The organism is Candidatus Palauibacter sp. (assembly GCF_965222475.1).
Lineage (GTDB): Bacteria > Gemmatimonadota > Gemmatimonadetes > Palauibacterales > Palauibacteraceae > Palauibacter.
The window spans coordinates 15,451-28,045 of sequence record NZ_CBDCUB010000002.1; the positions used below are offsets into that span (position 1 = coordinate 15,451).

Below are 12,595 nucleotides of genomic sequence, written 5' to 3' on the forward strand. Positions count from 1 at the left end.
GCAGGACGAACGCGAAGGCCCGACGCCCGTCTCCATCGGACACTTCCGGCATCTCGAAGCCGAGTGAGAAGAGCGTGCGTCCATCCGCATCTGTCCCATCAAGTCGGTACTCCCCGTCTTGATGGGGAAATGCGGGTAGCGCGTCGACCGGGAACGCCGGTTGGACGTACAGGTCACCAGCGGCATCGGCGCCGCCCCAAAGAAGCAGCGATCGGGCCGGACCGGCCGTCGTCGCCTGTGCTTCACCTTCTCGACGCCCTTGCCGCGCGCGTCGACGCCCGGACGCGGGCGCTCTTCATCATGAACCCATCCATGCCTTCCGGCGGCGTGCTCGACGCCGACGACTGGGCCGCGGTCGCGGAACTGTGCGAGCGCCACGACCTGTGGCTCATCTACAACGCGGCCATGGAGCGCATCCTCTACGACCGGCGGCCCTACCTGCACCCGGCTGGCCTGCCCGGGATGCGCGACCGCACGCTCACCGTCGGTTCGGTCTCGAAGGAGTACCGGATGATCGGGTGGCGCGTGGGCTGGGTCGTGGGGCCGGCCGCCGTCCTGGCGGACGTGGCCAAGGTCGGTATCTACAACGTCGTCACCGGGGTCGGGATCGGGCAGCCCGGCGCGCTGGCCGCGCTGACCGCCGCCGACGAAGCGGAGGACGTGGCGGCGAGCGTGCGGTGCTGGGAGCGGCGGCGCGGCGCGGTGCTGGAGACGCTGCGGGACTACCCGGTGCGGCCCGCAGCCGGCGGCTGGTCGCTCCTCGTCGACACCCGACCTATGGGGCTCACCGCACGCGAACTCCAGGGACGGCTGCTGGCCCGGGCGGAGGTCGCCGCCACCCCCATGGACGCCTGGGGTGGACCCGAGGCCGAGTACCGGCTCCGTCTCGTGTTCAGCAACGAACCCGTGGCCCGCCTACAGGGCCTCCGCGACCGCTTCGCCCGCGTCCTCTAGCTCCCCGTGGCCGAGCGGTCCAGCGGCCACACCTGGATGAACTGCACCCCAAAGTCATCGCGGGTCGAGCACAGAAGATAGTCTTCGCCGATCTCCAGGATCCCGAGTCTCCGGGGTGTCTCGACGAAGCCCAGCATCCGCCCTTCGCGGTCGAACACGGACCAGAGCTGTGCCGGTCTTTCTTCCCGTGGGTAGTCGTATTCCCGGACCCAGAGGTAACCCGTGGCGTCGGCCACGATCCGGGAGAAGGCGGGAAAGGTCTCCGAGAGCGGCGTCGATTCCAGGGAACGCCGGGCATCCGGCAGCATTTCCGCTGGAAAGCCGCTCTCGCTCAGCATCGACATTTGCGCCTCGACAAAGGGCCCGAGATCGGCCTGTACGGGGGCGCGGAGCGCATCATCTCGCCGGACGATCCGCGCCAGCGATCCGTCCGCCCGGAATGCCCTGATCTCGTACCGGCTGGTGTGACCGACGGCGACAAGCTCGCCCCACAGCGCCAGTCGCAAGGCCGGTCCATAGGCGGGTGACGAGAGCTCCCTGTTCCCGTATTCGTCCGTCTCGACGAACACAATCATGTTTGGATGCGTGCCCAGCGACGCGCTGAGCGCGCCCTCGCCGTCCCGGATCTCGACCACGGCGGTGTCGGCGCCTTCCGGATCGTTCAGGGACAGGATCGTCCCGTCCGGCCGCGCCTCCACGGGCCGGGGGCGAAGCCACGACTCGGTCTCGGCGCTCTGGAGCGAGAAAGAGCGGCCAAAGTTGCCCGAGGCGTCGAAAACCGACATCGAGCGCCCGTGGGAGTACCACGCCACGAGCGAGTCGCCGGGCCAGCGCGCGACCTGAGTCAGGCCCGAGAACTCGCCGGGGCCTTCGCCCTGCCCTCCCCATGTCGCTACGTGGCGACCGGACGGGTCGAACACGCGCACCTCATCCGATCCGCCGTTCGCCACCGCGATCCGGCCATCCGGCAACATCCTCGCCGTGGCCCAGTGCAACAGGTACGGCTCCTCGCCTTCCAGGGCGCCGATGGAAACGCTCGGTTCGGGTCCGACCCGCCACCCCAGCCGTGAAGTCTCCGCGGACCGTTCGTTCTCGACGATCCGGACCCCGGCGCTGTCCCGAATCGCCGCGGGCGGGCCGCCACGGTCGGCGACCGCGCCCCGGCAGGCGACCGGGAAGCAACACAACAATGCGAGCCAGACCTTCGTAGCCATGGACTCTCGGGGCCGTAAGCGATAGCGATGCGTTTCAGGCAGTCTCGTAGCGTTTGACGCGGACTTCGCCGGCTCGCGCCCGCATCCGAGCGGCGTCGTACCAGGCCTGCATGCGCAGCAGCATTTCCATCCTCACCTCAAAGGCCTTCTCGATCCGCAACGCCATCTCCGGCGATAGCGAGGCGCGGCCGTTGAGCAAGTCCGATAGGGTTGCCCGACGAACCCCCAGAATCTCGGCCGCCCTGGTGACGCTCAGATCCAGGTCCTCGATGACCTCCGTGCGGATGAAGTCGCCCGGATGGGAAGGCGTCATATTCACCTTGATCCCCTCTCCAGCCATTAGTGATAGTCCTCCAAGTTCAGCTGGTGGATAGAGCCGTTCCGCTCCTCAAAGGTGATCCGACAATTCCCCGATACGGAAATACTCCATTCGCCACGTCGATCACCCGAAAGTCTGTGGACGCGCCACCCGCGCGGTGCATCGGAAACAAAGCTGGCCAAGTCGTCGGCAAGAATCAGCGCTGTCAAAATGTTGCGAACCCGACCCGCCTGATCCTGCCGCAGAAAGCGGGCATCGTCCGCCACAATGAGCCTGCGCAGTCCCCGGTGGCGGACGGAGCCAATGATCATGCGTCAAGTGTACGGTGATACCGTTCGCTCTGCAAGTGCTCCGGAAGCAGGTGTCGCAGACACGTTTCGCGACGTCGGCCAACCCGCCGGCGCGAGTGCGATGCCCCGTTGCTATTCCCCCAGCCGGAGGGCGAGCAGCTTGGGCCACAGCTTGCCGGTGACAAGGAAGACGCCCGTCTCGGGGACGTAGGCGATGCCGTTCAGCACGGCGTCGATGTCGCCGGGGCGGCGGGCGCTGAGCGGGACACTGGAGAGGTCGATCTCACCGAGCACGGCGCCGGTCTGCTTGTCGATGCGCACGATGAGGTCGGTCTGGTACACGTTGGCGTAGATCCGGTCGTCCACGCACTCCAGTTCGTTCAGCCGCCGTTGCGGCGACCCGTCGCGAGTGACCTCCACCGTCGCGAGGACCGCGAACGTCCGCGGATCCCGGCGCTCGAGGGCGCTCGACCCGTCGGACATCCAGAGCGACTCGCCGTCGAAGCAGAGCCCCCATCCCTCTCCCTCGTAGGCGTATTCGCGGAGCAGGTCGAAGCTCTCCAGGTCGTAGACGAAGGCCCGGCCCGACTTCCATGTGAGCTGGATCAATTCCGAGCCGACGCGGGCCAGCCCTTCCCCGAACAGCGCGGAGTCCACGGCCACCCGCGCCACGACCTCGCCCGTCGGCACGTCGACCCGCCGCACGCTCGACTCCCCGTAACGGCCCGTGCTCTCGAGGAGGTGGCCATCGTGGAAGAGGAGGCCCTGCGTGTAGGCGGCCGGATCGTGCGGGAACGTCCCCAGGATCTCGTAGTCGATGGACGGGACCGGGGACGCGCAGCCCGCCAGCCCCCAGATGGAGAGGAACGCAAGGCTGCGCCGCCCACGAGGGATTCGCATCAGATCAGATCCAGGACCGCCTCCACGGCGCGCCGTCCCTCTGCCGCGGCGCCCGTCCAGTTCTGGTGCCCGCGCAGTTCGGAGTGACCGATCGCGACGCGGCCGAACGGTTCGCGGATCACGTCGGGCGGCGCGGGCGCACCTCCCCGCGCGAATAAGAAGCCCGGCCCCGGCGCCACGTAGGCGTGCCCCCAGCGGTTGAGGACGAGACCCCCGATGTCCTCCGCCGGGTCGAAGCCCCCTTCGTCGAACAGCGCGACCATCTGCGTGCGGAGCCGTCGCTCGTACTCCGCGAAGGGCGTGCTCAGCATCTCCATCCGGCCGGCCATCCCCTGGTCCGCCGCGGACGAACCCGGCGACTCGAAGGTGATGTAGAACGTCAGCATGGCCGGCCGGTCCGGAGCGAACGGCGGCCGGTAGTCGCCCGCATACATCGGGCGGCGGATGTTGCACGAGAAGCCGAGGTCGCCCTCGTAGATGCAGGCGGCGATGCCGAGCCGGTCCAGGAAGCGCCAGTTCCGGAGCGCCACGTTCGCCACGAGGATCGGGGCGTGCTGAAAGTGCTCGTAGGCGGCCCGGTGCCCGTCCGGCAGATCGGCCGCCACGTAGCGGTTCATCCACCCGCCGCTCGCGAGCACGACCCCGTCCGCCTCGACCGAATACGCCCGGTCCCCGTGTACATAGGTGACGAGCACCCGCCCATCGCCGGTTCCCCTGTGCCGGACGTCGACGACGGTCGCCCCGAGCCGCAGCCGGACCGTCTGATCCGGGCGGTCGAGGCTGCCGAAGCCGATGCTCCCATTGATCACGTCTCCCAGACCGGGCCCGCCCGCAATCCCATCCGGCACCACATCCTTGACGAAATACCGCGCGATGCCGGCGTTCCCGCCCGGGAAGGAGTGGAAGGTCATGCCGTCGTAGCGCGACGGCCCCCCGAATCCGGGTAGATCGAAGTGCATCCCCCACCAGGCCGAGACCGCGTCGCATCCGAGGCCGATGATGCTCGCCAGGATGGGATCGACGTACGCCGTGACCTCGGGAGGCAGGCCGAGCACATCCTCGTAGTACGTCTTGAGGGTCATCCCGTCGAGCCAGACCCCGGGGTTGTCGGCGCCTCCCGGTGCGTCCGGCGGCATGTGGTCGCCGACCCGGGCCGCGCGCCAGCGCTCGAAGCCGGCGCGGACCTCGGGTGTCCAGGGCGCACCCGAGGGATCGTCCCACAACTCCTTCACCCAGTGGCCCGCCCCGCCACCGGACCAGCCGCCGCCTCCGCCGAAATGGTGTCCGACGGAGAACTGGTCCTGTACCCAGTGCATGAAGCCGTAGTTCTCGAGCGGCGCCTGCACGTCCCCCTCGTAGGGCGCGTACTCGAACTCGCGCGGGATCCCCAGCGACGTGAAGTAGTCGTCCGGTTCGCCCGTGGGCGGACGCACGCCGAAGTCGTTCGACCCCTGCGGGCCGGCCAGCCGCACGCCGTCGACCTCGATGTCGTTTCGCTTCGCCTCGCCGCCGAACACCGGATGATTGTCCAGCACGAGGCAGCGCCCGTTCGGCCGGTGCCGCTTGAAGTGGTGCGCGGCGGAAAGCCCGGAGAGGCCGCCTCCGACGACGACGACGTCAAAGCGCTCCCCCGTGTCCGTTACGTCGGCGGACGGCGGACGACCATCCCTGAGCCGGTGCGCGAGCCGGACGAGTTCCGGCGTGTTCCCATGCGAAGGCGCGTAGTCCCCCACCCCGCCGGGCCCGTACCAGTCCGCCCCGAGCATCTCGGACCACGGCTCGACGGGCGCACCCGGCCCCGCGCCGGCGGCGACCTCCGGCCCGCGACCCGCGCCGCCGTCCGTCCCGCACCCGAGCAGCGCGGAACCCGCGATCCCCGCCCCCGCCAACTGGACGAAGTCGCGGCGCGTGATCTCCCTGGCGAGACCCAGATCCCGGCCCTTCATCTCATCACTCCCCGGCTCGAATCACGGGTCATTGCGTCGTCGTCCCGGCCTTCCGGTAGCGTTCGAACCAGGCGAGGATGTGCTCCACCTTGGTGATCAGGCCGCTCGGTCGCGCGCCGATGCTGTGGCTCGCCTCGGGGATCCGGACCAGAACCGAAGGCACCTTCCGGATCTTCAGCGCCTGGTAGAACTGCTCCGACTCCGACATCGGGGTCCGCCAGTCGACCTCGCCCGTGATGAGCATCGTGGGCGTCGTCACGTTCGCCACGTGGTGGATGGGCGAACGCTCCATGTAGTGCTCGAGCGCGTTCCACGGCGCGTCCGGGAACCAGTAGTTGAGGCCCCCGCTGCCGCCCATGTCCGCCGTCAGAACCCAGCTGTACCAGTTGATGACGGGCTTCTGCGACGCGGCCGCGGCGAAGCGGTCCGTGTGGCTCACGATCCAGGCCGTGAGGACGCCGCCGCCGGACCCCCCGGTGACGAACAACTGGTCTTCGTCGATATATCCGCGAGAAATCACTTCGTCGACCCCGGACACGAGATCGTCAAAGTCGTAGCTGGGATACGCGTGGTGAATCTCGTTTCCGAAGTCCTCGCCGTAACTCGTGCTGCCCCGCGGGTTTGTATAGAGGACGACGTAGCCGGCCGACGCATAGAGCTGGACTTCGGCACTGAAGCGGTCTCCATAGTTGGCGAACGGCCCGCCGTGGATCTCGAGCACGAGCGGATACTGGCGGCTCGGATCAAAGCCCGGCGGCTTCACGATCCAGCCCTGAATGTCCAGTCCGTCGTGCGACGACTTGTACCAGACCTCCTCGGTCTCGCCGATCGCTTTCTGCGCGAAGAGATCCTCGTTCAGATGCGTGAGCCGCCGCCAGGCGCCGTCCCGGCTGGTCACCGCGAGGTCCGCGGGGTGGTCCGGGGTCCCGTAGGTGTAGGCGAACCTGTCGTTGCCCGAGGCGGAGAAGGTGCCGCCGCCGTAAGGACGGCCCAGCGACAGGCCCTGAACGCTGGACACGATGTCCGTCACCGTCCCGTCCAGGTCGACGTGGGCCAGACGCGTGTTCCCCTCGGTGTCGTACTGGAAGAACAGTCCCTGCCCGTCGCTCGCCCAGTGCAGGTTGCCGATCGAGCGGTCGAGCTGGTCTGCGATGAGGCGTGAGCCCGACCCATCCCGGTTCATGACGTAGAGCTTCGACACTTGGTGCCCGAGGAAGCGGTCGTCGTACCCCGTATAGGCGATGAGCCGGCCGTCGGGCGATACTTTCGGGCTTTGATCGGGACCCTGGCGGTCCGTCAGCTGCCGGATCGACCCGTCCGCCACGGAGACCTCGAACACCTCCGAGTCACGCACGTACTCCCAGTCGTCGCGCCGGGTGGCCGAGATCAGGAGGTGTTGCGAATCGGGCGTCCACTCCGGGGTCCCGCCGTGGTTGTAGGGACCGTGGGTGACCTGGCGCGGCGTCCCTCCCTCCACCGGGAGCACGAACACCTGCGAATAGCCGAGGGGGAGAAAGCCCCGTCCGTCCGACCGGTAGAAGAGCCGTTCGTACGTCGTGGCGGGGGGCGCCCACGTCGCCCCTTCGGGCTTGGCCGGCATCTTCGCGAAGGGAGGCGGCGTGTCGGGGACGAACATGCTGAACGCGATCGTGCGGCCGTCCGGAGACCACGAGAGCCCGCCGGGGCCCTGCTCGAGGTGCGTGAGCATGGCCGTTTGGCCGGTGTCCATCCAGCGCAGGTAGAGCTGGGACTTCCCGTGCTCGTCGCTCGCCACGTAGAGGAGCCGGGTGCCGTCCGGCGACCAGCGCGGCGACGAGAAGTTCCGCTGGCCCGTGAGAAGCGGACGGTGGTTGGAGCCGTCATAGTCGACGATCCACAGGTTACGCCGCTCGCGGTCGGTCATGATGTCCATGAACGTGCGCACGTAGATGACCTGCGAGCCGTCCGGCGAGATGCGGGGGTCGCCGGCGACCTCGAGTTCGAACACATCGGCCGGCCCGAAGTGGTTCGGGTCCCGTTCCTGCGCGGCGAGCCGCGTGGCCGGCACAAGAGAGACCGCGAGCGCGACTGTAGCGACCACCGAGGTGAAGGTGAAGAAGAGGGACCTGCGGCCGAACGCCGCGCGTTGCCGTGACGACTTCATGACGCCTCCTGCGATTGCGATCTCGCGGGGTCCGCGTACCTGGAAGCCCCGCCCGGGCCAGCAAAGGTAGCGCGTTTCACGTCGCCGGATAAGTTGCACGCCATGACCGATCCCGCGTTGTCGATTCCGGAGACCATTCGCTGGGCCCCCCGGGGGACGAGCGCGATCATCCTCGATCAGACCTTGCTTCCCGGGGTGTTCGAGGAGAAGGAACTGTCGACGCTGGACGACTTCGTAGAGGCGATCTACAGCCTCCGCGTGCGCGGCGCGCCGCTGATCGGGATCACCGCCGCCATCGGCCTCGCGGCCCTGGCGCGGCAGTCCGCCGCCGAGGGCGTCTCCCCGGACGAGTTGCGAGCGCGGTTCGCCGGCTGGGCCGATCGGCTCGCAGACGCACGGCCGACGGCCGTCAACCTCGTATGGGCAGTCCGCCGCCTACGGGCCCGTCTGGAGGCGGCGACCGGGGCCGCCGGGGAACTGGCCACGCTGCTGGCGGCCGAAGCGGACGCCATTCACGCCGAGGATCGTCGCATGTGCCGGGCGATCGGCGAGCACGCTGCCAGGCTGCTGCGGGGCGGCGAGGCGGTCATCACGCACTGCAACGCGGGGGCGCTGGCGACCGGCGGTATCGGCACGGCGCTGGCGCCGGTCTACGTCGCCGCCGAGTCCGGCCGCAGGGTCCGCGTGTTCGCCGACGAGACCCGCCCGTTGCTGCAGGGTAGCCGCCTCACCGCCTGGGAGCTGTCACGCGCCGGCATCGAGGTCACGATCCTCGCCGACAACATGGCCGGGTCATTGTTCGCCTCGACCCCGCCGGACATCGCCTTCGTCGGCTCCGACCGCATCGCGGCCAACGGCGACGTGGCGAACAAGATCGGCACCTACCCCCTCGCCGTGCTGGCCCACCGCCACGGCGTCCCCTTCTACGTTCTCGCCCCGACGTCGACAGTGGATCTCGGCACGCCGACCGGCGCCGACATCCCGATCGAACACCGGGATCCGGATGAAGTTCGCCGGGGCTTCGGCCCTCTCCTCGCCCCCGAGGAGGCCCGCGTCTACAGCCCCGCCTTCGACGTCACGCCGCACGACCTCGTGGCCGGGATCGTCACGGAACGGGGGATCCACCGCCCGCCGTACATCGATTCGCTGGCCGCCGCCGTCGCCGAGGCGGAAGCTGATCGCCATTCCCGGGGGGTTCAATGACGATCCGCAACCCCGGGCTGGCTGCGTCCGGTCCCGCCTTGCCGATCTTGCTGGTAGCTGCCCTGGCGGGGGGTTGCGATTCGGGCTCACCATCGGGCGGGGGCGATTTGACGACCACGGTGGACTCCGTTGGGCTCGTGATCCGGGTGACCAACACCGGGACACCGCCCGAATGGCAACTCACGCCGGTCGTATCCATCGGCCCGAAGTCCCTTACGGACGCCGCCTCGCCAGACGAGTTCGGATCTGTCCCCAGCGCCGCCCTCGGGCCGAATGGCGCCCTGTTCGTCGGCGACAACCTCAACCACGAAGTCCGAGTGTTCGGTCTGGACGGGGCCCACAGGCGCACCTTCGGTCGATTCGGCGAGGGCCCGGGCGAGTTCAGCGGTCTGTACTCCGTGGCGTGGGTCGGAGATCGACTCCTGACGCTCGACTTTGGAGTTGGACGGATCGGGGAGTTTTCCGCCGAAGGAGCGTGGCTCGGCCAACGGGAGGTGCCCGGTGGCCTCACTGGTTCACCGGCGCAGCTTCGTTTCTTTCCAGTCGGGGTGGATGAGGCCTTCGCCGCCGGCTTGCGGACGGGCCCGGCGGGCCTGGAGTCCGTGTTCGTAGGCCACGATAGCCGCGGCGTTACAGGTGACACGCTGACATATGTACGGTCGCCCGCGAGCGCCGGCTCCACGATCATCTGCCGGTACGACGGAGGGATGAGTCTCTTCGACGTTCCCTTCCGGGCACGCCTCGTCCAGCATCCCGGCCCCGGCGGCGTGATGTACGTGGCGCTGTCCGACGCCTACAGGATCGCGGTGATTCGCGGGGACGCCGATACCCTGAGGGTGATCGAACGGGCACTACCGGCCGAGCCGGTATCGGACGAAGAGTGGGCGGCCGCCAATCAGGCGTTCGAGGCGTTCCGCGCCGATTATCCGAATGCTTCCTGCGATCCGCGACGTCCCGGCCGCCCGGACGGCAAGCCATTTATCGCCGCACTATTCGTCGCGCCCGACGGCAGACTCTGGGTGGAGGTCGTCCGAACGGCCGGCAACCGCTGGGAGTTGTTCGACGCAGAGGGTCAACTCCTCGCCAGTCTCCCCGTCCGCCCGCAGAGGGAGCACGCCGCTCCCGCGTTCGGTCCGGAGCACATGGTCACGATCCGGCGGGACAGCCTCGATCTGGACCATGTCGACGTCTGGCGGATCGACCCGGGAGGCAGATAACCGCTCGAACCCGCCGCCACCCGCCGTGGTGCGGGACCAGCGGCGGCTTAGCGTATCCGGCTTCGCCGGTGAAGTGGGTGTCCAGGCAGGTGTACCTGTCTCCGCGTCGCAAGATCAAGTTCCTCGATGAACAGATCGGTGTCGAACAGGTAGTTCGGGTAAGCCGCCCGCAGGCTTGCCACGGAGTCCATTGCCACAAGAACGACCTCGGCGCCATCAATCCCGCGGATTTCTTCTTCTCTCTCTTCGTAGAATCGTGCGGCCCCCTTAAGTTCCGACTTCCTGAAACCTCTTACGGCGGTAGCCGGACGGCTTGGGCCACTGGATGTAGTCCACCTCCCGGATGAGCTCGTGCTTCATCTTCGAGCGACGGTCGATCGTGGCCGGGGCCCGCTTCAGGCGCTGGGAGACGATGGCCTCGGGCTCGATGTTCCTCGCCCGCCGCCGAAGCCCCATCTGAATCGTGTTGAGAGGGAAGCTCTGAGCCGCCCGCCAGTTGTTCAGAATCGCGAGTTCATGGCGGGTGTCCGGCTCGCCCCGCCCGTTACCCACCCAACCCGTGACAGCGAGCTTCTTCCCGGCGCGGTCGACCTCGCCTCGCGTGTAGAGCGGTTGAATCCAGTCCATGGTGGCAAAACGCTATCCTCGCATGTCCGCCCCCGCTACCGGTCCGCCCCCGCCACCAGATGGCGACATGTAAGGACAGGATCGCGAGGTCTTCTAACCGTCGTGGTGCAGGATCGGAAGGTACGCCTTCCAGGGCCCGACCTCACCCTCGAACTGATGGGCGACGACGCGCGTGATCTGGGCGATGTGGTTGAGATCGTGCACCGCCCAGGTGGCGAGTAGCTGCCGCAGGGTGACCTCGCCCAGTTCCGGGTGAAGCCCCCCCGCGTCGAGCTCGGCCCCGCCCGCGATCACCTCCCGCAACGCCGCGAGGCCGGTCTCCCGCAGCGTCTCGAATTCGCCTAGCAGTTCGTCCAGCGAGCGGTCTTGCGTTCGCTCGATGTGCGCGAAGCGGTCGAAGGGCGGGAACGGGCGCTCCCGGCCGTGCTCCAGTATCCAGCGCGCCCGTGGGATCCAGTCGTCGATTTCGCCCTGAATCAGGTGGCCGAGCACGCTGAAGGGGCTGAACGTCCCCTCCCCCTCGTCCGCGTACAGCAGTTCGGGCGGCAGGTCCTCCAGTAGAACCCGCACGGTTCCCGGCGTACGCGCGAGGAGCGTGAGGATCTCCTCCGCGAGCGCGCCGTCTCCCACGATCGCTTCTTCCGTCACCTGAACTCGCCTCCAGAGGGCTCCGTCTGAGAATGCGGGCCCGAACCCGGTGCAGAGCCTGCCCCTCCCCTTACCCGTCCGGCCGCGGCCCCAAACGGAACGGCCCTCCCCCTTCTTTGCAACGGGGCTCCGGACCCGCATCCTCCTGCCACCCGACAGCCGGCCGCCAGCGGCCTCACCCTTCGCGCGAGGCGAGTTCTTCCGCCGTGAACGACACTCCAGGCCCCCGACACATCTCCCCGGAAGCCGGCTCCAGCCGGTTCGTGGAGCGGCTGCGCGACGAAGCGCCGACGGCCACCGTTGAACTGCGCCCGCCCCGGAGCGGGCTCACGCGCGGGGGGGCGATGGACATGTGGATCGACCTCTCGCACGCGATCCGTGGCCTCGCGGCGCGAGATGCGTTCCTCATGCTCACGGACAGCGCCGTGGGGGAGGAAGAGGAGGAAAACCTGCAGCACCTCACGGCCAACCTCGCCAACGAGGTCGAGGCGTGGCGCGTCGTCCCCTTCCTGACCTGCCTCCACCCGCTCGACTACTGCCTCCGCTACGGTGACCGGGCGCGGGAACGCGGCGTGGAGAGCCTCACCGTGACGGGGGGCGACCGCGTGCGCGGGGCGGCCCGCTGCGTTCCGCGCGGCTACATGCTGCGGCACCAGCTTCGGGACCGCGCGCCGGGGCTGTCTCTCGGCGGCTGGGTCAACCTGCACCGCCCGATCGCCGAACAGATCGGCTTCGCCACGGCCCCGGAATACGAAGCGGACTACTACCTCACGCAGGTCGTCTCTCACCACGACCTGCCGCGCGTGGAGCGGTGGCTCGTGAGCGCGGAGCGAGAGGGCCTCGCGATCCCCGGCTCGTTCGGTGTCTTCTACTACAGGAACGGCCGGCGGAGCGTGCTGGAACGCCTGTCCCGATTCTTCCCCGTGCCCCTGGAGGCGGTGGCGGCCGCGTTCGAGGCGGGCGTCACTCCGGAACGGCACTGCGCGGAGACGATCGTCGCCCTTCGGCGCCTCGGCGCGGCGCACGTCTATCTGTGCAACCTCGCCCCGCACCACGCCGCCACCCAGTTCGACCGCATCATGGCCGAGGTCGCCGCGCTGGAAGCGGACGCCGCCTGAACGAACTCCGGGGGAA

Annotated in this window: 12 protein-coding genes; 4 read left to right on the plus strand and 8 right to left on the minus strand. The window is 68.6% G+C overall.

What is annotated here, in order from left to right:
• The first annotated feature begins 237 nt into the window (after window positions 1–237).
• Window positions 238–954, plus strand: coding sequence for a pyridoxal phosphate-dependent aminotransferase (locus tag ACOQPP_RS05485; protein ID WP_419166247.1), 717 nt, complete (start codon window positions 238–240; stop codon window positions 952–954).
• On the opposite strand, the gene ACOQPP_RS05490 is transcribed toward ACOQPP_RS05485, so the two are convergent.
• The 6 genes from ACOQPP_RS05490 to ACOQPP_RS05515 all read right to left on the minus strand — a co-directional run bounded on the left by ACOQPP_RS05490 (window position 951) and on the right by ACOQPP_RS05515 (window position 7,766).
• Window positions 951–2,168: a hypothetical protein gene (locus ACOQPP_RS05490; RefSeq protein WP_419166246.1), complete on the minus strand. Its 1,218-nt coding sequence runs from the start codon at window positions 2,166–2,168 to the stop codon at window positions 951–953. The two genes, ACOQPP_RS05485 and ACOQPP_RS05490, sit on opposite strands and share 4 nt — an antisense overlap.
• Before the next feature lie 34 nt (window positions 2,169–2,202).
• Window positions 2,203–2,508: a HigA family addiction module antitoxin gene (locus ACOQPP_RS05495; protein ID WP_420635988.1), complete on the minus strand. Its 306-nt coding sequence runs from the start codon at window positions 2,506–2,508 to the stop codon at window positions 2,203–2,205.
• The gene (locus tag ACOQPP_RS05500) at window positions 2,508–2,798 is read right to left on the minus strand and encodes a type II toxin-antitoxin system RelE/ParE family toxin (RefSeq protein ID WP_419166245.1); all 291 of its coding nucleotides are present in this window, start codon (window positions 2,796–2,798) and stop codon (window positions 2,508–2,510) included. Before ACOQPP_RS05500 ends, ACOQPP_RS05495 begins: the two co-directional genes overlap by 1 nt.
• Before the next feature lie 111 nt (window positions 2,799–2,909).
• Complete coding sequence (locus tag ACOQPP_RS05505) at window positions 2,910–3,677, minus strand: glutaminyl-peptide cyclotransferase (protein ID WP_420635989.1); 768 nt, start codon at window positions 3,675–3,677, stop codon at window positions 2,910–2,912.
• On the minus strand, window positions 3,677–5,623 hold the full coding sequence (locus ACOQPP_RS05510) for an NAD(P)-binding protein (RefSeq protein WP_420635990.1): 1,947 nt from the start codon (window positions 5,621–5,623) through the stop codon (window positions 3,677–3,679). Before ACOQPP_RS05510 ends, ACOQPP_RS05505 begins: the two co-directional genes overlap by 1 nt.
• A 28-nt stretch (window positions 5,624–5,651) precedes the next feature.
• Complete coding sequence (locus ACOQPP_RS05515; protein WP_419166242.1) at window positions 5,652–7,766, minus strand: prolyl oligopeptidase family serine peptidase; 2,115 nt, start codon at window positions 7,764–7,766, stop codon at window positions 5,652–5,654.
• Window positions 7,767–7,868: 102 nt separating this feature from the next.
• On the opposite strand from ACOQPP_RS05515, the gene mtnA reads away from it, so the two are divergent.
• Together mtnA and ACOQPP_RS05525 are read left to right on the plus strand one after the other, a co-directional pair.
• Window positions 7,869–8,969: an S-methyl-5-thioribose-1-phosphate isomerase gene (mtnA, locus tag ACOQPP_RS05520; protein WP_419166241.1), complete on the plus strand. Its 1,101-nt coding sequence runs from the start codon at window positions 7,869–7,871 to the stop codon at window positions 8,967–8,969.
• A 107-nt stretch (window positions 8,970–9,076) separates the two neighbouring features.
• Window positions 9,077–10,186: a hypothetical protein gene (locus ACOQPP_RS05525; protein ID WP_419166240.1), complete on the plus strand. Its 1,110-nt coding sequence runs from the start codon at window positions 9,077–9,079 to the stop codon at window positions 10,184–10,186.
• A 267-nt stretch (window positions 10,187–10,453) separates the two neighbouring features.
• Here the strand turns inward: ACOQPP_RS05525 and ACOQPP_RS05530 are convergent, their stop codons facing one another.
• Complete coding sequence (locus ACOQPP_RS05530) at window positions 10,454–10,813, minus strand: hypothetical protein (protein ID WP_419166239.1); 360 nt, start codon at window positions 10,811–10,813, stop codon at window positions 10,454–10,456.
• Between the two features lie 93 nt (window positions 10,814–10,906).
• A complete protein-coding gene (locus tag ACOQPP_RS05535; protein ID WP_419166238.1) occupies window positions 10,907–11,461 on the minus strand; it encodes a DinB family protein in 555 nt (184 codons plus the stop codon).
• 206 nt (window positions 11,462–11,667) lie between these two features.
• Here ACOQPP_RS05535 and ACOQPP_RS05540 point away from each other — a divergent pair, with 206 nt between their 5' ends.
• Window positions 11,668–12,579, plus strand: coding sequence for a hypothetical protein (locus ACOQPP_RS05540; protein ID WP_419166237.1), 912 nt, complete (start codon window positions 11,668–11,670; stop codon window positions 12,577–12,579).
• Window positions 12,580–12,595: the final 16 nt, after the last annotated feature.

Coding starts and splice junctions, on each gene's coding strand:
- ACOQPP_RS05490 (WP_419166246.1), bottom strand. CDS start 2,168: ATGGCTACGAAGGTCTGGCTCGCATTGTTGTGTTGCTTCCCGGTCGCC.
- ACOQPP_RS05495 (WP_420635988.1), bottom strand. CDS start 2,508: ATGGCTGGAGAGGGGATCAAGGTGAATATGACGCCTTCCCATCCGGGC.
- ACOQPP_RS05500 (WP_419166245.1), bottom strand. CDS start 2,798: ATGATCATTGGCTCCGTCCGCCACCGGGGACTGCGCAGGCTCATTGTG.
- ACOQPP_RS05505 (WP_420635989.1), bottom strand. CDS start 3,677: ATGCGAATCCCTCGTGGGCGGCGCAGCCTTGCGTTCCTCTCCATCTGG.
- ACOQPP_RS05510 (WP_420635990.1), bottom strand. CDS start 5,623: ATGAAGGGCCGGGATCTGGGTCTCGCCAGGGAGATCACGCGCCGCGAC.
- ACOQPP_RS05515 (WP_419166242.1), bottom strand. CDS start 7,766: ATGAAGTCGTCACGGCAACGCGCGGCGTTCGGCCGCAGGTCCCTCTTC.
- mtnA (WP_419166241.1), top strand. CDS start 7,869: ATGACCGATCCCGCGTTGTCGATTCCGGAGACCATTCGCTGGGCCCCC.
- ACOQPP_RS05530 (WP_419166239.1), bottom strand. CDS start 10,813: ATGGACTGGATTCAACCGCTCTACACGCGAGGCGAGGTCGACCGCGCC.